This window comes from Streptomyces sp. NPDC028305 (genome assembly GCF_055569495.1).
Genome location: NZ_JBVHTN010000007.1, coordinates 24,708 through 42,739, shown reverse-complemented (window position 1 = coordinate 42,739; position 18,032 = coordinate 24,708). Strand labels below are relative to the sequence as shown.

Sequence of the window (18,032 nt, the reverse complement as noted above, 5' to 3'; positions counted from 1 at the left end):
TTAAGGGAAATCTCTCCGCAGATGGGACGGGCGATGACCAGCCCCGAGGGAATCGTTCCAACCGAAGCGCACGTCCCGTTCGACATGGCCGACGCGGCGACCGCGGTGGTCGACGCGGCGGGCACCGTAGTCGGGTGGACCGCCGCCACGGAGCGCCTCCTCGGCTACCCGGCGGCCGAGGTGCTGAACGAGCCTGCCGCGAAGCTGATGGCGGCGCCCGAGGATGCACAGAACGCGCTGAGCATCGTGGAGCAGTGCCGCGACCAGGGCAGTTGGGGCGGTCTGGTGACGCTGCGGCACCGCTCGGGGCACCCGGTCGAGGTCGGCCTGCGGGTCTCGGGGATCGAAGGGCTCTCCGGGACGTCCGAGTGGAGCGGCAGCGGGTGCTGGCTGGTCTCCGCGATCGATCTGTCCAAGATCCCCTCATGGGCGCTGAGCGGATCGCTGCTGGAGGCGTTTCTCGTCCGCTCGCCGATCGGCATGGCCGTCCTCAGCCCGGACCTGCGGTACGTATGGATGAACGACATGCTGGAGCGCTACGGCGGGGTGCCGCGCGATCAGCGGCTGGGCCGCCGGATGGCGGAGTCCCTGCCCGGCTTGGACACGGACGCGCTCGAACGGCAGATGCGCAAGGTGCTGGAGACCGGCAAGCCGGTGATCGACTACGAGTACCGGGGCTGGACCATGGCCGATCCGTATCGCGAGCACGCGTACTCGACCTCGTTCTTCCGGCTCGACAACTCCGACGGCCACCCGGTGGGCGTGTGCTACATGGGCATGGACGTAACCGACCGGTGGCGGGCGCGCGAGCGCCTGGCGCTGCTGAACGAGGCCGGGGCGCACATCGGCAGCACCCTGGACGTCATGCGGACCTCCCAGGAGGTGGCCGACTTCGCGGTGCCGCGGCTGGCCGACTTCGTGACCGTCGACCTGCTGGAGTCGGTGGTGCGCGGCGAGGAGCCGGTGCCCCCGGCGCAGCGGACGCTGCCCGCGTTCCGGCGGGCCGGACAGACCTCCATCCACGAGGGCACCCCCGAGTCCGTCGCCGCGCCCGGGGAGCCCGTCACCATCTCCCCCGACTCGCCCTTCGCGTCCTGCTTCTTCTCCGGACGGGCCCTGCTGGACCCGGTGATGGACGTCGCCGTCACCGCGTGGACCGGCGACGACCCGGACCGGGCCCGGAAGGTCCGCGAGTTCGGGATGCGCTCCCTGATGGTCGTGCCGATCCGCGCGCGCGGCACCATCCTGGGCGTGGCGTCGTTCGTCCGCTCCCGCCACCCGGACCCGTTCGAGGAGGACGACCTGCTGCTGGCCGAGGAGCTGGTCGCCCGGGCCGCGCTGTGCGTGGACAACGCCCGCCGCTACACCCGCGAGCACACCGCGGCCCTGGCCCTCCAGCGGAGCCTGATGCCGCACAACCTGCCCGACAGCCCGGTCCTGGAAGTGGCGTCGCGCTATCTGCCGACCGACATCCGCAACGGCGTGGGCGGCGACTGGTTCGATGTGATCCCGCTGTCCGGGGCCCGGGTGGCCCTGGCCATCGGCGATGTGGTCGGCCACGGCATCAACGCCGCGGCCAGCATGGGCCGGCTGCGTACCGCGGTGCACACGCTCGCGGACATGGATCTGCCGCCCGAGGAGCTGCTGGCCCACCTCGACGACCTGATCATGCGGCTCGGCGAGGAACGGGTGGGCGAGGAGAACATCGCCGCCGCGCTGCTGGGCGCCACCTTCCTGTACGCGATCTACGACCCGGTCACCCGGCGGTGCACCATGGCCCGGGCCGGGCACCCGGCGCCCGCGGTCGTCGCCCCGGACGGCGAGGTCACCTTCCTCAGCCTGCCCGCCGGGCCGCCGCTGGGCCTGGGGTCGCTGCCCTTCGAGTCCGCGGAGCTGGAGCTGCCCGAGGGCAGTCTGATCGCCCTCTACACCGACGGCCTGATCGAGACCTGCGACCAGGACATCGATGTTGGCCTGGCCCGCCTGAGCAACGCGCTCGCCCAGCCCGGGCTGCCCCTGGAGGACCTCTGCTCCACGGTGGTCGACGCCCTGCTGACCCGCCCGCCGTCCGACGACGTCGCCCTGCTGCTGGCCCGTACGCACTCGCTGCGCCCCGGCCATGTCGCCTCCTGGGACCTGCCCACCGACCCGGCCGTGGTCGCCAGCGCGCGCTCCCTGGCGGTCCGCCAGCTCGCCGGGTGGGGGCTGGAGGAGCTGATGCCCACCACGGAGCTGATCGTCAGCGAGCTGGTCACCAACGCCATCCGCCACGGCACCGGCCCCATCCGGCTGCGCCTGATCCGGCACGACGTGCTGATCTGCGAGGTCGCCGACGCCAGCAACACCTCGCCGCGGCTGCGCCACGCCCGCACCACCGACGAGGGCGGCCGCGGGCTGTTCCTCGTCGCCCAGCTGACCCGCCGCTGGGGCACCCGCTACACCGAGGGCGGCAAGCTCATCTGGGCCGAGCAGGACCTTCCGGCTCCGTCATGAGGCGCACCCCGGCGCACCCGCGCCCTGTTCCTGATCGTGTCCCTGTCCCACACTGGGCCTCGGGCCCTGGCGGGTCGGACACCGGGAGGGGGGACGGCGTGCGGAAGTCGTCCGGCCGCGGCGGCCGGTGGCGAAGCCGGTCGCAGTGCCGGTGGCGCTCCGGGCTCGCCTCCCGGTGGATCCGCGGCGCCGTGCTGCTGCTCGCGGGGGCGCTGCCCGCGCTGGCGTTCCCCGAGCCGTCGCTGTGGTGGCTGGCGTACGGGGCCCTGGTGCCGTGGATCCTGCTGGCCCGCTCGGCCCCCACCGGTCGGCGGGCGGCCCTGGACGGCTGGCTGGGCGGGACGGGCTTCCTGCTCGCGGTGCACCACTGGCTGATGCCGAGCCTGCATGTGTTCATCGTGGTGCTCGCGGCGCTGCTCGGGCTGTTGTGGCTGCCCTGGGGCTGGCTGACGTACCGGCTGCTGCACGGTCGGCCGGGTCCGGGCCGGGCGGCCGCGGCCCTGGTGCTGCTGCCCGCGGCGTGGCTGCTGGCGGAGCTGGTGCGGTCCTGGCAGTACCTGGGCGGGCCGTGGGGTCTGCTCGGCGCCAGCCAGTGGCAGGTGCCGCCGGCGCTGCGGCTGGCCTCGGTGGGCGGGGTGTGGCTGCTCAGCTTCCTGATCGTGCTGGTCAACGTCTCGTTCGCGCTGCTGGTCGCGGTGGCCGGGGCGCGCCGGGTGGCGCTGGCCGGGCTCACGGCGTGCGCCGCGGTGGCCGCCGGGGTGTGGAGCTGGGCGCCGGTGCCCAGGCCGGCCGGCACGGTGCGGATCGCCGTGGTGCAGCCGGGGGTGATCAACGTCCCCGGGCCGCGCTTCGACCGCAGCGAGCAGCTGACCCGGCGGCTGGCGGGCCGCCACCTCGACCTCGTCGTCTGGGGCGAGAGCAGCGTGGGCCAGGACCTGGCCGCGCGCCCGGACCTGAGCCGGCGGCTGGCCGCGCTGTCCCGGAAGGTCGGCGCCGACCTGCTGGTCAACGTGGACGCGCGGCGCAGCGACCAGCCGGGGATCTACAAGAGCTCGGTGCTGATAGGGCCGCACGGCCCCACCAATCAGCGGTACGACAAGATGCGGCTGGTGCCGTTCGGCGAGTACATCCCGGCCCGTTCGGTGCTGGGCTGGGTCACCTCGGTGGGCAAGGCGGCGCCCGAGGACCGCAGGCGGGGCATGGAGCAGGTGGTGATGCGGCTCCCGGACGGGCTGCGGATCGGGCCGCTGGTCTGCTTCGAGTCGGCGTTCCCCGACATGAGCCGCAATCTGGCGCGGGACGGGGCGCAGGTGCTGGTCGTGCAGTCCGCGACCTCCACCTTCCAGCACAGCTGGGCGCCCGCGCAGCACGCCTCGCTGGCCGCGCTGCGCTCCGCGGAGACCTGGCGGCCGATGGTGCACGCGACCCTGTCCGGGGTGAGCGCGGTCTTCGGGCCGCGCGGCGAGCCGGTGGGCGGCCGGATGGGCACCGACACCAGCGCGGCCATGGTCTACGAGGTGCCGCTGGCCCGGGGCACCAGCCCGTATGTGCACACCGGACCGTGGATCGTGTACGGCTCGCTGGGCGCGCTCGCGGGCTTCGGCGCGGTGGAGGGCGCGGGCGCGCTCAGGCGCCGTCGGGGCTCCGGTTCTCCGACGCGTCCTTGACGACCCGTAGCTGTGCGCTGCGCCCGTCCTCACCCGCCCAGCCGCAGCGCGAGCCGGTGGATGGCGGCGCGCACGCCGACGCCGTACGGGCCGTCACCGGCCCCCCGGGCGCTGGCCCGCGCCAGGGCGAGCTGTCCGCGGGCCGCCTCCCGCCGGCCGAGCTTGGCGTAGTCGGCCGCGAGGTTGAGGTGAAGGCTGGGGTAGAAGGCGCGCACCCGCGTGGCGGTGGGGCGGCCGTCCGCGCCGGCGATCCGGTCGGCCGCGGCGAGCGCCAGCAGGTCCCACATCAGCTCGTCGGCCGGGTCGTCCTGGGTGTCGGCGATGTAGTGGGCGAGTGCGCAGCGGTGGAAGGGGTCGCCGCCGACCCCACCGTCGTGGAGTTCTCGCCACAGCTCGGCCAGGCGGTTGCGCGCCTCCTCCCGGTCGCCGCCGCGGTGCAGCATCACGGCCTGGCCGATCCTGGTCGGCACCGCGTCGTCCTCGGGCGCCTCGCGCCGTGCTCCCGCCATCGCGGCCTCCCGCCGTTCCGACCCTCCCCTCGAAACTAACCATGGCCGGCGCCGATCGAGGGCAGCGCGCTCGGGCGCTCAGCCCGACGGGGCGTAGCGCTGGGCCAGTTCGGTGACGGTGCGGGCGACCGCCTCGCGCAGCTCGGGCGGGCCGAGTACATCGGCCTCCGCGCCCAGCCACAGCACGTCGTGGGTCGCGACGGGCAGCGACTCCACGGGCAGCACCACCCGCACCCGGCCGTCCGCGTCGGGCGGGCCCGCGGCGGCGGCCGCGGCCTCTCCGGCCGCGCCGAACCTCATCGGAAGCAGCCGCAGTCCGCGCGGGGTGAGCAGCAGTTCCGCCTCACCCTGGAAGCGCATCTCCTCCAGCCGCCGGGACGACTCCTCCCAGTAGGCGGCCAGGTCGAACCCGGTGGGCCGCTCGAAGGTCTCCTCCAGGACCTCGGCGGCCAGCATCCGTGACACGCGATAGGTGCGGACGCCCTCCGCCCCCTCTGCGCTCTCCACGCGTGCCACCAGGTACCAGATGCCGCCCTTGAGGACGAGGCCCAGCGGATGGAGGTCCCGCCGCACCTCGCCGCGCCAGCGGCGGTAGTGCACGCGCAGCACGCTCGGCCGCCACACCGCCTCGGCGACCGCGCCGAGGTGGGGCACCTCCTCGGCGTCGCGGAACCAGCCGGGCGCGTCCAGGTGGAAGCGCTCCTGGATGCGCCGGGACCGCTCCCCCAGCTCTGCCGGGAGCGCGGCCCGCAGTTTGAGCTGGGCGGTGGCCAGGTCGGCGCCCAGGCCCAGCTGGGTGGCCGGGCCGGGCATCCCGGCCAGGGAGAGGGAGTCGGCCTCGTCGCCGGTGAGCCCGGTCAGCCGGGTGCGGTAGCCGTCGAGCAGCCGGTAGCCGCCGGCCGGGCCGCGGTCGGCGTAGACCGGGATGCCGGACGCGCCGAGCGCGTCGATGTCCCGGTAGACCGTACGGACCGACACCTCCAGCTCCGCGGCAAGCTCCGGCGCGGTCATCCGGCCCCGGTTCTGGAGCAGCAGGAGCAGTGAGAGCAGGCGGTCGGCGCGCATGGCTCCCATTGTGCCGCCGTACCTGACAAAAGATGTCAGGTACGGCGGGCAACGTACTCCTCGGCCCGCGCGGCACGGATCGCGCGGAGCCCCCGGAACCCTTGGAAGGACACCGCATGACCACGCACGCCACCGGCACCTTCGCCTTTGCCAACTGGGACGAGAACACCGTCGGCGAGGCCGGTGACGGCACGAAGCTGGCCCGCGCCACGGTCACCAACAGCTACTCGGGGACCTTGGAGGCGGAGCGCACCACCTGCGAGTACGCGATCACCTACTTCACCGACAAGACGGGCGTCTGCACCGGCTACGAGCTGGTGACCGGCACCCTCGACGGGCGCACCGGCAGCTTCGTCTTCGTACAGCACGGCACCTTCGGCGAGGACGGCAAGATCCACTGCTCGCTCGAGGTGGTGCCCGGCTCCGGCACCGGCGAGCTGGCCGGGCTCACCGGCAAGGGCGGCTTCGTGGCCATGACCGGCCAGTCCACCACCCCGTACAGCTTCGAGTACGACCTGGGCTGATGCCGGTCATCCCGTGAATGCCGTGAACGCCGTGAATCCCGTGCGGACGGTCACCCGGCCTGGGCGCCCAGGTTCGGGATCCGCCAGTCGATGGGCGCGTGCCCCTGCGCCTTGACCGCCTCGTCGATCTGGGTGAAGGGGCGCGAGCCGAAGAACTTCTTGGCCGACAGCGGCGAGGGGTGCGCGCCCTTGACCACGGCGTGCCGCTCCTCGTCGATCAGCGGCAGCTTCTTCTGCGCGTAGTTCCCCCACAGCACGAAGACGGCCGGGTCGGGGCGGGAGGCCACTGCGCGGATCACCGCGTCGGTGAACTTCTCCCACCCCTTGCTCTTGTGGGAGTTGGCCTCGCCGGCCCGGACCGTCAGCACCGCGTTGAGCAGCAGCACGCCCTGCCGGGCCCACGGCATCAGATAGCCGTTGTCCGGGATCGGGTGGCCGAGCTCCGCCTGCATCTCCTTGTAGATGTTCCGCAGCGACGGCGGGGTCCTGACGCCGGGGCGCACGGAGAAGCACAGCCCGTGCCCCTGGCCCTCGCCGTGGTACGGGTCCTGCCCGAGGACCAACACCTTGACCTGGTCGTACGGGGTCGCCTCCAGCGCGGCGAAGACCTCGTCGCGCGGCGGGTAGACGGGACCCCTGGCCCGCTCCTCCTCGACGAACTCGGTGAGCTCCTTGAAGTAGGGCTTGTCCAGCTCCTCGCCGAGGACGCCGCGCCAGGACTCGGGCAGCATGTGGGTCACGTCAACAACCTCCGGTGTTCGTTCTCTTGACGTGCCCCAGAACCTACCGGCGACCACCGACAACGGCTCAGGCGGCGTCCAGCTTCGCCCGCAGCCCGGGGTCGAGTTCCAGGTCGACGGCGCCCAGCGCCTCCTCCAGCTGGGCCACGGAGCTCACCCCCAGCACCGGGATCACCGGCTTCTCGGCCCCGATGAGCCAGGCCAGCACCACCTGGTTCGGGGTCGCGCCGGTCTCCTTGGCGACCTCGCGCAGCGCGCTCAGCCGCCGCTCGGTCCCCGGGTGGTCGTACTGCTCCAGGATGCGCTTGTCGTCGCGGGTGTACGCGCCGTGGATCAGCGAGCCGTACGCCAGCAGCGTCATGTCCTCCTGGGTGCCGATGTACTCGACGAGGTCGATGCCCGCAAAGCCCTGGGTGCCGAAGTCGGCCCCGGGCCGCGGTCGGAGGTAGGTGTAGCGCTGCTGGACGCAAGCGTAGCGGGCCAGGCCGTGGTCGGCGGCGTACTGCCGGGCGGTCGCCACCGCCCAGGAGGCGTGGTTGCTGCATCCGAGGACCCCGACGGAGCCCTCCGCGACGAGCTCGGCGAACGCGCCGACGGTCTCCGCCATCGGCACCGTGCGGTCCTCGATGTGCGCGTAGTACAGGTCGACGCGGTCGGTGCCAAGACGTCGCAGGCTGTCCTCGACGCCGGAGCGCACCGTGCCCGCGCCCAGCCCCTGCCAGTTGGCCGGCCACTCGCTCCCCCGCGCGGGGTCGGGCCGGGCGCCGACCTTGGTGGCGACGACGGTGGTCTCCCGCCGGCCGCGGCTGCGCAGCCAGCGGCCGAGCAGTTCCTCGCTCTCGTTCCCCGTGCCGCCCGGCGCCCAGATCGAGTAGTTGTTGGCGGTGTCGACGAACGTCCCGCCCGCCTCGGCGAACCGGTCGAGCACCGCGAAGGACGTCTTCTCGTCGACGGTGCTGCCGAACGGGAGAATGCCCAGGCACAGGGCGCTCACCTCGGGCCCGGTACCGCCCGCCAGAGTCAGATGGCGCATCGTACGCATCTCTCCTCACACAGAAGTCAGCAGAAGTCTCAGGTGCCGGACCCGGTCGGATCCGACACCTGAGACTGTGCTCCTTGGAGTGCGCGCCAACGCAAGCCCTCAGCCGACTCCGGCGTTGAGGAATATGCCGCCGTCGACGACGAGCGTCTGCCCGGTCATCCAGGCCGCCTGGTCGGAGGTGAGGAACGCGGCCACGCCGCCGATGTCCTCGGGCACGCCGAGGCGCCCCAGCGGGTACGCGGCGGCGGCCTCCTCCTCGCGCCCCTCGTACAGCGCCGCGGCGAACTTGGTCTTCACCACGGCCGGGGCGATGGCGTTGACCCGCACCCCGGGCGCGAACTCGTGGGCGAGCTGCGCGGTGAGGTTGATCATGGCGGCCTTGCTCACGCCGTACGCCGCTATGAAGGGCGAGGTCGACAGGCCGGCGACCGAGGCTATGTTGACGATCGCCCCGCCGTTGTCCTTCTGCCACGCCTTCCAGACCCGCTGGGCGAGGCCGAGCGCCGAGACGACGTTCGTCTCGAAGACCTTGCGCAGCACGCCCAGGTCGAGATCGGCGATCGGCCCGAAGACCGGATTGGTGCCGGCGTTGTTGACGAGGAAGTCCAGCCGCCCGAAGGCCTCCATCGCCCGCTCGACGGCCACCGCCTGGTGCGCCTCGTCATGGGCCTTGCCGGCCACGCCGATCACCCGGTCGGCACCGAGCCGCTCGACGGCCTCCTTGAGGGCGTCCTCGTTGCGCCCGGTGATACACACCCGGTCGCCGCGTGCCACCAGGGCCTCGGCGATGGCGTAGCCGATGCCGCGGCTGGCGCCCGTGACGAGCGCGGCGCGGCCGCTGTCGGAAGTTCCCGCAGTCATGTGGTCGGTGTCTCCCGTCAGTTGAGCGGGCCGCCGGCCACGTACATGATCTGGCCGGAGACGAACCCGGCCGCGTCACCGGCGAAGAAGGCGATGGCGTTGGCGATGTCGTCGGGCTGTCCGACCCGGCGCACCGGGATCTGGCTCGCGGCGGCCTCCTGGAAGTCCTCGAAGCCCATGCCGACGCGCTCGGCCGTGGCGGCGGTCATGTCGGTGGCGATGAAGCCGGGTGCCACGGCGTTGGCGGTGACGCCGAACTTGCCGAGTTCGATGGCCAGGGTCTTGGTGAAGCCCTGGAGCCCGGCCTTGGCGGCGGAGTAGTTGACCTGTCCGCGGTTGCCGAGCGCCGAGCTGCTGGAGAGGTTGACGATCCGGCCGAACGCCGCGTCCACCATGTACTTCTGGCAGGCGCGCGACATCAGGAAGGCGCCCCGCAGATGGACGCCGATGACGGTGTCCCAGTCGCTGTCGCTCATCTTGAACAGCAGGTTGTCGCGGAGCACGCCCGCGTTGTTGACAAGGATCACCGGCGCGCCGAGCTCTTCGGCGACACGCCCGACCGCGGTTTCCACCTGGGCCGCGTCGGACACATCGCAGCCCACGGCGATGGCCGTGCCGCCCGCCTCGGTGATCTTCTTCACGGTGTCCGCGCAGGACGCCTCGTCAAGGTCGAGCACGGCGACGGCGCGGCCCTCCCGCGCCAGGCGCACGGCGGTGGCCGCGCCGATGCCGCGGGCGGCGCCCGTCACGATGGCGACGCGCTGCTCGGTGGTGGACATGCGGGTTCTCCTCGCCTCGGTGGGGGCTCACCGCCCGGACGACGAGGGCGATGAGCGACCGCTTAGTCTCTCCAGCAGACGAGACGCTAGAAGCCCCACTACGCCATGTCAACGACCCACTGAGGGGCGTCAGCGCACCAGCAGCTCCAGCAGGCGCCCGGTCTCCGCCTCGGCGTCACTGGTCAGGCCGGTGTGCACCGGGCCCGGCTGGACGACCGTGGAACGCGGGGCGACCAGCCAGCGGAAGCGGCGCCCCGCGTCGTCGACCGCGGCCTGCCCGGCCCGCTCCCCGCCGCAGCACACGTTCTCCACGGCCGCGAGGGCCGCCCGTACGCCCGCCACGTCCGCGTCGGGGTCGAGCGCGAGCAGCCGGGCCTCGTCCAGGTGGGTACGGGCCGCCACGAAGGACTGGGCGCGGCAGTACACCACGACGCCCGCGTTGATCTGCTCGCCGCGCTCGACCCTCGGAACCACGCGCAGCAGCGCGTACTCGAAGACCTCGCGGCCGTCTGTCCGCCCGCTCACTTCGACGCCTTTCCCTCGACCCAGATCCGCAGCCACTCCGGGGCCCGGGACGGCTTGTCCCCCTCCGGCGGCCGCTGCTCGCCGAGGGTGATCCGGTCGCTGATCGTAGCGGCGCGCTCCAGCAGCAGTTCGACATACCGGCGGCGCACCGCGTCCGGGCCGTCGAAGCCGGGCTCGTCGACCAGCCACTCGTCGGGGACGTCGGCCGCGACCTCGGTCAGCAGCTCCTCGGTGATCCGCGGCGCCAGCGCCTCGGCGGCGGCCGTGAGATCGGGGCCGAAGGACGCCAGGACGTGGTCGGAGGCGTCGTACGGCTTGGCGGCCACCGCCTCGGCGCCGCGCCAGCTGTGGTGCCAGATCATGGTGGCGCCGTGGTCGATGAGCCACAGCCGGCCGTGCCAGACCAGCATGTTCGGGTTGCGCCAGGACCTGTCGACGTTGCCGATCAGCGCGTCGAACCACACCACGTGCCCGGCCTCCTCGGGGCCCACCCCGAAGGCCAGCGGGTCGAAGCCGAGCGAGCCGGGGAGGTAGTCCATGCCGAGGTTGAGCCCACCGCTGGCCTTGAGCAGGTCCTGGACCTCCTCGTCCGGCTCGCCCAGGCCGATCACCGGGTCCAGCTGGATCCGCACCAGGTCCGGGACGCGGAGCCCGAGCCGGCGGCCCAGCTGTCCGCAGATGACCTCGGCGACCAGGGTCTTGCGGCCCTGCCCGGCGCCGATGAACTTCATGACGTACGTGCCGAGGTCGTCGGCCTCGACGATGCCGGGCAGCGATCCGCCCTCACGCAGCGGTGTGACATACCGGGTGGCGGTGACTTCAGGGAGCATTCGCCCAGCTTATTGAGGTGCGCAAGCGCCTTACGCGGCGGCTCGACACCACGGCTGAACGCTGCGGGCGCCGCGCACGTATGGTCTTGGCAAACGTACCCTCATCAGGAGGCACCACCATGGCGGAACCGGCAACCACCGGGCGCGGCACCACCCGCCGCGCCGTTCTCACCGCGTGTGGCGCGGCCGGGCTGGCCGCCGCGCTCGCGGCGTGCGGCGGCGGCGACTCGAGCTCCGCGGACTCGTCGAAGACCAGCGGATCCGGCTCCTCGGACCAGACCGGCGGGGGCGGCGGCATGGAGCTGGCGAAGACCTCCGACATCCCCGAGGGCGGCGGAAAGGTCTTCAAGGAACACAAGGTCGTGGTGACCCAGCCCGAGGCCGGCGAGTTCAAGGCGTTCTCCTCCGTGTGCCCGCACGCGGGAAACCCGGTCGGGGACGTCTCCGGCGGCACCATCAACTGTCCGTTCCACAACAGCAAGTTCAACATCGCCGACGGCAGCGTGAAGAGCGGCCCGTCGACCAAGCCGCTGCCCCCCGCGCAGATCAAGGTGGAGGGCGACACCATCTCGATGGCCTGAGGCGCCGTGCGGCTCACCGCGGCCGGGACCCGCGCCAGCAGGCGATGACGTCCTCGGCCGTGGTGACGGTGGCGACGAGGGCGAGGGTGTTGCGGACCATCGCCGGGGTGTAGTCGACGGGCACCCCGGCGATGGCGTCGACGGGGACCACGGCCGTATAGCCGAGGTTGACCGCGTCGAAGACGGCGTTGGGTATCGCCACATTGGCCGACACGCCGGTGATGACGAGCGTGCGGCAGCCCAGGTTGCGCAGCAGCGCGTCCACGTCCGTCCCGGCGAGCGGCGAGAGTCCGTGCAGCCGCCGCACGATCAGGTCCTCGGGCGCGATCGGGATCGGCTCGGCGATCCGTACCGCGTCGCTGCCGGTCAGCTGCCGGACCGGCAGCCGCCCGGCGGCCCGGAACAGCCGCGCGTTCCGGTTCGAGCCGCGCCCGTCGGGGCGCCGCTCGGCCACCGCGTGCAGGACCTGTACGGGCGTGTCGTGCGCCGCCGACACCAGGCGGGCGACCGTGTCGAGCGCGCCCGAGTCCCGGGCGGCGGCGGCCAGCTCGGGCAGGGCGCCGCGCGGGCCGACCACGCCGCGCTGGCACTCCACGGTGAGCAGCGCACAACTCGCGGGGGTCAGCAGCTCGGACAGGGTTTCGCGGGCGGGCGAGGGCATGGTGGCCTCCTGCGGGCGGCGGTCCGATCCGGTCCGGTCCGGCCGCGCAGGCTAGTGGCCATTGCGGTGTTGTGGAAGAGACCTCATCCTGTGCGACACACATCAGTCACCGGGAGGTGCGGGAACCGATGTCCATCACTCAACGACGAGGCCGCCGCGTCATGATGACCCAGGCGGAGCTGGACTCCTACCTCACCGAGCAGCGCACCTGCCGGGTGGCGACGGTGTCCGCGGAGGGGCGGCCGCACATCAGCCCGCTGTGGTTCGGCTGGGACGGCGGCTCGCTGTGGCTGTACTCCATCACCCGCAGCCGCCGCTGGGCCCAGCTGCTGCGGGACCCGTGGGTCGCCGTGGTGATCGACGACGGGCACGAGTACGGGGAGCTGCGCGGCGTCGAACTGGCCGGCCGGGTGTCGATCGTCGGCGAGGCGCCGCGCATCGGCGAGCCGTGCCCCGAGCTCGACACGCCCGAGCGGCTGTTCGCGGCCAAGTACTTCGGGCTGTCCGCCATGCCGCACGACGGCCGTCACGCATGGCTGCGCCTGACGCCCGACACGATCAGCTCCTGGGACTTCCGCAAGCTCCCCTAGGTCGTGTCCGGGGGGCGGTCACGGCTCAGCCGCCGGTCCGCTCGCCCGCCGCCCGCAGGACGTCGACCGCCGCCCGGATCGAGGGCCTGCGGTCGGCGTCCGCGCGCCAGATGGCGTAGACGTGGCGCCGCATCGTGTGCTGGCGCAGCGGCACCACCCGCACCCCCTCGGGCACCGCGCCGCGGCCGAGCCGGGGTACCACGGCGACGCCGAGCCCGGCGGCGATGAGCGCGAGCTGGGTGTGGTGCTCCCGCGCGGTGTGGCAGATCCGCGGTTCCAGACCCTTGCCGCGCAGGGTGATCATCAGCCAGTCGAAGCAGAACCCTCCCTGGGGCCAGGAGATCCACTCGTCGTCGGCGAACTCCTCCGGATCCACCGCGTCCCGGTCGGCCAGCCGGTGGCCGACGGGCATGGCCAGGTCCACGGGGTCGTCCAGCAGTGGCGCCTTCACCAGCCCGTCGGGCATCGGCAGCGGCTTGTTGTACCAGTCCAGGACGACGGCCAGGTCGATGTCGCCGCGCACCACCGCGGGCACCGACTCGTCGGGCTCCATCTCCTGGAGCCGGGGGCGCAGCTGGGGGTGGTCGACGCGCAGCCTGCCCAGCGCGGCGGGGAAGATGCCGCGGACGGCGGTGGGGAAGGCGCCCATCAGCAGCTCGCCGACCGCCTGGCCGCGCTGCGCCTCGAGGTCGGCCTGGGCGAGTTCGACCTGGGAGAGGATGCGGGCGGCGTGGTCGGCGAGCAGCCGTCCGGCGTCGGTGAGACGCACCCCGCGGCCGTTCTTGGCGAGCAGCTGCTGCCCGGTCTCGCGCTCCAGTTTGGCCAGCTGCTGAGAGACGGCCGAGGTCGTGACGTGCAGCCCTTCGGCGGCGCCGCTCACGGAGCCGTGGCGGGACACGGCGTACAGCGTACGGAGGCGGTCCAGGTTCAACATATAAGCAATGCTACGCGATAGGGCACAGAAATTCTCGCTTGTCCTAAGCGGTCGGGAGGAGCCATGGTGGGGCCATGACCACAGGGACCGCCTCGCGCGCCACCGCTACCAGCGCCAACACGGCCGCCGCCCCGGCCGCTCTCGCCCCCACCCCCACCACGACCGCCGACCGCCCGCGCCTGGACTGGCGGATCCGCTTCGGTGCGCTCTCCCTGATCTGGGGCTTCAGCTTCCTGTTCATCAAGGTCGGCAACGAGGCGTTCGCGCCCCTGTACGTCACGCTGGGGCGGATGGTGTTCGGCACCGCCGTCCTGGTCGCGTTCCTGGTGGCGAAGCGGGAGCGGCTGCCGCGGGGCGCCCGGGTCTGGGGCCATCTGGCCGTGGCGGCCTTCTTCCTCAACGCCCTCCCCTTCTCGCTGTTCGCGTACGCCGAGCTGACCATCCCCTCCACCCTGGCCGGCATCTGCAACGCGTCCTCCCCGCTGTGGGGCATGCTGCTCGCCGTGGTCGCCGCCTCCGACGACCGGCCGACCCGGCGGCGCGTCGCGGGCCTGGGCATCGGCTTCGCCGGGGTGCTGGTGGTGCTCGGCGCGTGGCAGGGCTTCTCCGGCCAGGACCCGGCGGGCACCGCGATGGCGCTGGCCGCCTCGCTCAGCTACGCGGTCGGCTGGCAGTACGTCCGGCGCACGCTGGCCGGCACCGGCCACTCCCACCTGGCGATGTCCGGCGCCCAGTTGCTGCTGGGCACGGCCCAGCTGGCGGTCGTCGCCCCGCTGTTCGCCCCGGCCCCCGACTCCTTCCCGGTGCTGCCGCTGCTGTCGGTGATCGCGCTGGGCGCGCTCGGCACCGGCTTCGCCTTCCTGGTGCAGTACGGCCTGGTCGAGGAGGTCGGCCCGACCACCGCCATGATGGTGACGTACTTCGTCCCGGTCATCGCCACCACGGCGGGGGTGGCGATCCTCGGCGAGCACCTCGACTGGAACACGCCGGTCGGCGCGCTGATCGTGCTCGTGGGCGCGGCGCTGACCCAGACCCGGCCCCGCGCCAAGGCCCCTCGGGCCTGAGCGACCAGGCCCCGCCGCCTCAGCCATAGCGCCCCGCCGACATCGGCCCCGTCGCCGCCGCGAACGCGTCCGCGAGGGGGCCGATGTCGTCCGCGCCCAGCGCGGAGACGGTCAACCGCACCCCCGGCGGCGAGGCGATCCTGAACCGGGCCCCGGGCGCGACCGCCCACCCGGCCTGGAGCAGCCGGGCGACGGCACCGGTCTCGTCGGACACCGGCACCCATACGTTCATCCCGCTGCGCCCATGGGCGGCGATCCCCCGCTCGCGCAGGGCCCGCACCAGCGCGTCGCGCCGCTCGCCGTACGAGGCGGCCACCGCCGCGAGGTCCACCGCCCCGGTGCGCCACAGCCACGCCACCGCGTCCTGGAGCAGATGGCTGACCCAGCCGGGGCCCAGCCGCTGCCGGCCGCGCAGCCGGTCCAGGGTGACGACATCGCCGGTCAGCACGGCGAGCCGCAGATCGGGGCCGTACGCCTTGGCCACGGAGCGGACCAGCGCCCAGTGCTCCGTGCCGCCCGCCAGCGGGTGGAGCGGCAGGTCGACGATGCCGTGCCCATGGTCGTCCTCGATCAGCAGCGTGTGCGGATGGCGGCCCAGCACCGCGCGCAGCTCGCGGGCGCGCACGGCGCCGATCGCCGCGCCGGTCGGGTTCTGCGCCCGGCAGGTGACGATCAGCGCCCGCGCCCCGTCCCGCAGCGCCTCCTCGACCCGCCCGGGCAGCGGCCCGTCGTCGTCGATCGCGACGGGGACGGCGCGCAGCCCGAGGGCGGGGATCAGGTCGAGCAGGCTGCCCCAGCCCGGGTCCTCGACCGCGACGGCGTCGCCGGGCCGCAGGTGGGCGGCGAGCACCCGCTCGACGGCGTCCAGCGATCCGGAGGTGACGGCGACGGGGCCGCCGGGCACCCCGTCCGCGTCGAGGGCGGCGCGGGCCCGTCGGGCGAGTTCCGGGGAGACCTCGGGCGTGCCGTACAGCGCCGGGCGCTCGGCGCCCAGCGCGGCGGCCGCGGCGAGCGCCTCACCGAGCGGCGGCAGCAGGGCGGTGTCGGGGTTGCCGTCCCCGAGGTCGCGCACGCCGTCGGGGGGTTCGACGCGGATCTGCTCACGGGGGGTGGTGGCGGGGCGCGAGCGCACCCGGCTCCCCCTGCGGCCCGCGGTCTCGATCACTCCCCGGTCGCGCAGCGAGCGATAGGCGGCGGCGACGGTATTGGGATTGACGCCCAGCGTCGCGGCCAACTCGCGCATGGGGGGCAGAAGTTGGCCGGGCTCCAGGTCACCGGCGCCCACCGCACGCTCCACGCTCGCCGCGATCTCGGCTGCGCCACGCCCTTCGATCCGATACTCTCCTAGCACAAAACCTATTTTGCACTAGTTCAAAGGAGAGGGCAAATGACCGTCGCGAGCCCCGCCCCGGACGCCTACGAGCCGACCGACCGGACGGTGCCCACCCGGTCCCGCGAGCGCGCCTCGTACGACCGCGAGGTGGTGCACTCGATACTCGACGAGGGCTACCTCTGCCATCTGGGCTTCATCCGCGACGGCGCCCCTATTGTCCTGCCAACGCTGTACGCGCGGGTGGGCGAGCGGCTGTATGTGCACGGCTCGACCGGCTCCCGCCCGCTGCGGATGGCGAGCGGCGCGCAGGACCCGGGGATGCCGGTGTGTCTGACCGTCACCCATGTCGACGGGCTGGTCCTGGCCCGCTCCGCCTTCCACCACTCCATCAACTACCGCTCGGTGGTGGTGCACGGCGCCGCCCGCCAGGTGACCGACGAGACCGAGCGCGCCGAGGCCCTCGACGCCCTGGTCGACCATGTGGTGCCCGGCCGGGCGGCCGACTCCCGGCCCGCCAACGCCAAGGAGCTGGCCGCCACCGCCGTGCTCCGTCTGGACCTCGCCGAGGTCTCCGCGAAGATCCGCACCGGTGGCCCGAACGACGACCCCGAGGACCTGGCGCTCCCCTACTGGAGCGGGGTGCTGCCGGTTGCGCGGACCTACGGCGCGCCGGTGCCCGCGGCCGACCTGGCGGCCGACACGCCGGTGCCCGACTACCTCACCCGCCTCTGACGGAACCCGGCACGCCCGCGGCGAACGCCCGGCCGGTCAGCAGGCGGTCGCCGAGTCCGCCGACCGGCCGGTGGCCGCCCGCCGGTCACCGGCTTCGGCCGGCGCCGATCCGGCCGCCGACCCCGCCACCGACCCTGCCACCGGCTCGGCCACCACGGCCGCCTTCGGCGCCGAGGTCTGCGCGATGAACGCGCCGGCCAGCACCACCCCGCCGCCCACGAGCTGCGGCAGCGACAGGTGTTCGTCCAGCAGCACCCAGGCCAGCACCGTGGCCACGACCGCCTCCAGACAAGCGACCACCCCGGCCACCTGCGGCGACAGCCTGCGCACCGAGACGACCCCGGTGAGATAGGCGACCACCGTCGCGACCAGGACGATCCACCCGAGCAGCAGCACGGCCGGCACCCGCGCGCCGGCCAGATCGGCCCGGCCGGCCAGCACCGACCAGTCCAGATTCCAGGGGCGCGCCACCACGGTCAGCGCCACCGTGCCGACGAGCAGCCCATGCGCGATGACGCCCAGCGGATCGGCGGCGTTCTCTCCGTCGCCGCCGTGGTCGGCCAGGACGAAGTAGCCGACCTGGCAGCAGGCAGCGGCCAGGGCGAGCAACAGCCCGACGGCGTCGAAGCTCAGCCCCGACCACACCTCGACCACACAGGCCAGCCCGCCGACCGCGAGCACGACCCCCACCGCCGCAGCGCGGCTCACCGGACGCCGCTGAACGAACCGCACCCAGCCGAGGACCATGGCGGGGGCCAGATATTCGACGAGGAGCGCGACACCGACCGGGATCCGCGATATCGCGCCGAAGTAGCACGCCTGCACCCCCGCGACGGCCAGCAGGCCGAACCCCACCAGCAGCGCGGGGCGGCGGGCGGGCAGGGCGCGGTGGTTCCAGGCGACCGGCAGCATGATCAAGGCGGCGCCCGCCACCCGCAACCAGGTGGCCTGGAGCGGTTCGAGACCCGCCTCGATCAGCGGTTTGGCCGCCACCCCCGACCCGCCGAACGCGAGTGCCGACGTGAGCGCGAGCCCCAGCCCCGCGTTTCTCGTCCGTCCCGGACCCTGCCCCTGAGTGTCGTGCATCGGATCATCATGTCAG

At 73.4% G+C, this 18,032-nt stretch carries 19 protein-coding genes; 7 read left to right on the top strand and 12 right to left on the bottom strand.

Annotation, left to right across the window (positions count from 1 at the left end; translation table 11 throughout):
• Positions 1–33 precede the first annotated feature (33 nt).
• The gene (locus tag ACZ4WQ_RS29940) at positions 34–2,493 is read left to right on the top strand and encodes a SpoIIE family protein phosphatase (RefSeq protein ID WP_311729566.1); all 2,460 of its coding nucleotides are present in this window, start codon (positions 34–36) and stop codon (positions 2,491–2,493) included.
• Positions 2,490–4,160, top strand: coding sequence for an apolipoprotein N-acyltransferase (gene lnt / locus ACZ4WQ_RS29935; RefSeq protein WP_398373086.1), 1,671 nt, complete (start codon positions 2,490–2,492; stop codon positions 4,158–4,160). Before ACZ4WQ_RS29940 ends, lnt begins: the two co-directional genes overlap by 4 nt.
• Positions 4,161–4,189: 29 nt before the next feature.
• Here lnt and ACZ4WQ_RS29930 read toward each other — a convergent pair whose 3' ends face one another.
• Positions 4,190–4,669, bottom strand: coding sequence for a hypothetical protein (locus tag ACZ4WQ_RS29930; protein ID WP_311729568.1), 480 nt, complete (start codon positions 4,667–4,669; stop codon positions 4,190–4,192).
• 78 nt (positions 4,670–4,747) lie between these two features.
• Positions 4,748–5,734: a helix-turn-helix transcriptional regulator gene (locus ACZ4WQ_RS29925; RefSeq protein ID WP_468022565.1), complete on the bottom strand. Its 987-nt coding sequence runs from the start codon at positions 5,732–5,734 to the stop codon at positions 4,748–4,750.
• A gap of 116 nt (positions 5,735–5,850) precedes the next feature.
• On the opposite strand from ACZ4WQ_RS29925, the gene ACZ4WQ_RS29920 reads away from it, so the two are divergent.
• Positions 5,851–6,258 (top strand): DUF3224 domain-containing protein, encoded by a 408-nt coding sequence (locus tag ACZ4WQ_RS29920; RefSeq protein WP_398373083.1) that lies wholly within the window; start codon positions 5,851–5,853, stop codon positions 6,256–6,258.
• A gap of 50 nt (positions 6,259–6,308) precedes the next feature.
• Here the strand turns inward: ACZ4WQ_RS29920 and ung are convergent, their stop codons facing one another.
• The 6 genes from ung to ACZ4WQ_RS29890 form a co-directional block, all read right to left on the bottom strand.
• Positions 6,309–6,989, bottom strand: a complete 681-nt coding sequence (gene ung / locus ACZ4WQ_RS29915; protein WP_311729610.1) for a uracil-DNA glycosylase — start codon at positions 6,987–6,989, stop codon at positions 6,309–6,311.
• 76 nt (positions 6,990–7,065) lie between these two features.
• Complete coding sequence (locus ACZ4WQ_RS29910; RefSeq protein ID WP_311729571.1) at positions 7,066–8,031, bottom strand: aldo/keto reductase; 966 nt, start codon at positions 8,029–8,031, stop codon at positions 7,066–7,068.
• 108 nt (positions 8,032–8,139) lie between these two features.
• Positions 8,140–8,901 (bottom strand): SDR family oxidoreductase, encoded by a 762-nt coding sequence (locus ACZ4WQ_RS29905; RefSeq protein WP_398373080.1) that lies wholly within the window; start codon positions 8,899–8,901, stop codon positions 8,140–8,142.
• 17 nt (positions 8,902–8,918) lie between these two features.
• Positions 8,919–9,680 carry a 3-oxoacyl-ACP reductase FabG gene (gene fabG, locus ACZ4WQ_RS29900; RefSeq protein ID WP_358848516.1) on the bottom strand — a complete coding sequence of 254 codons (762 nt, stop codon included), beginning with the start codon at positions 9,678–9,680 and terminating at the stop codon, positions 8,919–8,921.
• A gap of 129 nt (positions 9,681–9,809) precedes the next feature.
• Positions 9,810–10,205, bottom strand: a complete 396-nt coding sequence (locus tag ACZ4WQ_RS29895) for a DUF3037 domain-containing protein (RefSeq protein ID WP_398373078.1) — start codon at positions 10,203–10,205, stop codon at positions 9,810–9,812.
• Positions 10,202–11,035 (bottom strand): HipA family kinase, encoded by an 834-nt coding sequence (locus ACZ4WQ_RS29890; RefSeq protein ID WP_311729575.1) that lies wholly within the window; start codon positions 11,033–11,035, stop codon positions 10,202–10,204. Before ACZ4WQ_RS29890 ends, ACZ4WQ_RS29895 begins: the two co-directional genes overlap by 4 nt.
• A gap of 119 nt (positions 11,036–11,154) precedes the next feature.
• Between ACZ4WQ_RS29890 and ACZ4WQ_RS29885 the strand changes: the two genes are divergently transcribed.
• On the top strand, positions 11,155–11,616 hold the full coding sequence (locus ACZ4WQ_RS29885; protein WP_311729576.1) for a Rieske (2Fe-2S) protein: 462 nt from the start codon (positions 11,155–11,157) through the stop codon (positions 11,614–11,616).
• 13 nt (positions 11,617–11,629) lie between these two features.
• Here the strand turns inward: ACZ4WQ_RS29885 and ACZ4WQ_RS29880 are convergent, their stop codons facing one another.
• On the bottom strand, positions 11,630–12,277 hold the full coding sequence (locus ACZ4WQ_RS29880; RefSeq protein ID WP_398373075.1) for an isochorismatase family protein: 648 nt from the start codon (positions 12,275–12,277) through the stop codon (positions 11,630–11,632).
• Between the two features lie 128 nt (positions 12,278–12,405).
• On the opposite strand from ACZ4WQ_RS29880, the gene ACZ4WQ_RS29875 reads away from it, so the two are divergent.
• A complete protein-coding gene (locus ACZ4WQ_RS29875) occupies positions 12,406–12,867 on the top strand; it encodes a pyridoxamine 5'-phosphate oxidase family protein (RefSeq protein WP_361189817.1) in 462 nt (153 codons plus the stop codon).
• A gap of 25 nt (positions 12,868–12,892) precedes the next feature.
• On the opposite strand, the gene ACZ4WQ_RS29870 is transcribed toward ACZ4WQ_RS29875, so the two are convergent.
• Complete coding sequence (locus ACZ4WQ_RS29870; RefSeq protein WP_398373072.1) at positions 12,893–13,801, bottom strand: LysR family transcriptional regulator; 909 nt, start codon at positions 13,799–13,801, stop codon at positions 12,893–12,895.
• Between the two features lie 74 nt (positions 13,802–13,875).
• Between ACZ4WQ_RS29870 and ACZ4WQ_RS29865 the strand changes: the two genes are divergently transcribed.
• Positions 13,876–14,865, top strand: coding sequence for a DMT family transporter (locus ACZ4WQ_RS29865; RefSeq protein ID WP_398373070.1), 990 nt, complete (start codon positions 13,876–13,878; stop codon positions 14,863–14,865).
• A 19-nt stretch (positions 14,866–14,884) separates the two neighbouring features.
• Here ACZ4WQ_RS29865 and ACZ4WQ_RS29860 read toward each other — a convergent pair whose 3' ends face one another.
• Positions 14,885–16,216, bottom strand: coding sequence for an aminotransferase class I/II-fold pyridoxal phosphate-dependent enzyme (locus ACZ4WQ_RS29860; protein ID WP_398373068.1), 1,332 nt, complete (start codon positions 16,214–16,216; stop codon positions 14,885–14,887).
• A 36-nt stretch (positions 16,217–16,252) separates the two neighbouring features.
• On the opposite strand from ACZ4WQ_RS29860, the gene ACZ4WQ_RS29855 reads away from it, so the two are divergent.
• A complete protein-coding gene (locus tag ACZ4WQ_RS29855) occupies positions 16,253–16,930 on the top strand; it encodes a pyridoxamine 5'-phosphate oxidase family protein (RefSeq protein WP_398373066.1) in 678 nt (225 codons plus the stop codon).
• Positions 16,931–16,966: 36 nt separating this feature from the next.
• Here the strand turns inward: ACZ4WQ_RS29855 and ACZ4WQ_RS29850 are convergent, their stop codons facing one another.
• A complete protein-coding gene (locus ACZ4WQ_RS29850) occupies positions 16,967–18,016 on the bottom strand; it encodes an EamA family transporter (protein ID WP_398373064.1) in 1,050 nt (349 codons plus the stop codon).
• Positions 18,017–18,032: the final 16 nt, after the last annotated feature.

What these genes read in the sequence shown, in the direction of transcription:
- ACZ4WQ_RS29940 (WP_311729566.1), top strand. Translation starts at nt 34, where the DNA reads ATGACCAGCCCCGAGGGAATCGTTCCAACCGAAGCGCACGTCCCGTTC.
- lnt (WP_398373086.1), top strand. Translation starts at nt 2,490, where the DNA reads ATGAGGCGCACCCCGGCGCACCCGCGCCCTGTTCCTGATCGTGTCCCT.
- ACZ4WQ_RS29930 (WP_311729568.1), bottom strand. Translation starts at nt 4,669, where the DNA reads ATGGCGGGAGCACGGCGCGAGGCGCCCGAGGACGACGCGGTGCCGACC.
- ACZ4WQ_RS29925 (WP_468022565.1), bottom strand. Translation starts at nt 5,734, where the DNA reads ATGCGCGCCGACCGCCTGCTCTCACTGCTCCTGCTGCTCCAGAACCGG.
- ACZ4WQ_RS29920 (WP_398373083.1), top strand. Translation starts at nt 5,851, where the DNA reads ATGACCACGCACGCCACCGGCACCTTCGCCTTTGCCAACTGGGACGAG.
- ung (WP_311729610.1), bottom strand. Translation starts at nt 6,989, where the DNA reads ATGCTGCCCGAGTCCTGGCGCGGCGTCCTCGGCGAGGAGCTGGACAAG.
- ACZ4WQ_RS29910 (WP_311729571.1), bottom strand. Translation starts at nt 8,031, where the DNA reads ATGCGCCATCTGACTCTGGCGGGCGGTACCGGGCCCGAGGTGAGCGCC.
- ACZ4WQ_RS29905 (WP_398373080.1), bottom strand. Translation starts at nt 8,901, where the DNA reads ATGACTGCGGGAACTTCCGACAGCGGCCGCGCCGCGCTCGTCACGGGC.
- fabG (WP_358848516.1), bottom strand. Translation starts at nt 9,680, where the DNA reads ATGTCCACCACCGAGCAGCGCGTCGCCATCGTGACGGGCGCCGCCCGC.
- ACZ4WQ_RS29890 (WP_311729575.1), bottom strand. Translation starts at nt 11,035, where the DNA reads ATGCTCCCTGAAGTCACCGCCACCCGGTATGTCACACCGCTGCGTGAG.
- ACZ4WQ_RS29885 (WP_311729576.1), top strand. Translation starts at nt 11,155, where the DNA reads ATGGCGGAACCGGCAACCACCGGGCGCGGCACCACCCGCCGCGCCGTT.
- ACZ4WQ_RS29880 (WP_398373075.1), bottom strand. Translation starts at nt 12,277, where the DNA reads ATGCCCTCGCCCGCCCGCGAAACCCTGTCCGAGCTGCTGACCCCCGCG.
- ACZ4WQ_RS29875 (WP_361189817.1), top strand. Translation starts at nt 12,406, where the DNA reads ATGTCCATCACTCAACGACGAGGCCGCCGCGTCATGATGACCCAGGCG.
- ACZ4WQ_RS29870 (WP_398373072.1), bottom strand. Translation starts at nt 13,801, where the DNA reads ATGTTGAACCTGGACCGCCTCCGTACGCTGTACGCCGTGTCCCGCCAC.
- ACZ4WQ_RS29865 (WP_398373070.1), top strand. Translation starts at nt 13,876, where the DNA reads ATGACCACAGGGACCGCCTCGCGCGCCACCGCTACCAGCGCCAACACG.
- ACZ4WQ_RS29855 (WP_398373066.1), top strand. Translation starts at nt 16,253, where the DNA reads ATGACCGTCGCGAGCCCCGCCCCGGACGCCTACGAGCCGACCGACCGG.
- ACZ4WQ_RS29850 (WP_398373064.1), bottom strand. Translation starts at nt 18,016, where the DNA reads ATGCACGACACTCAGGGGCAGGGTCCGGGACGGACGAGAAACGCGGGG.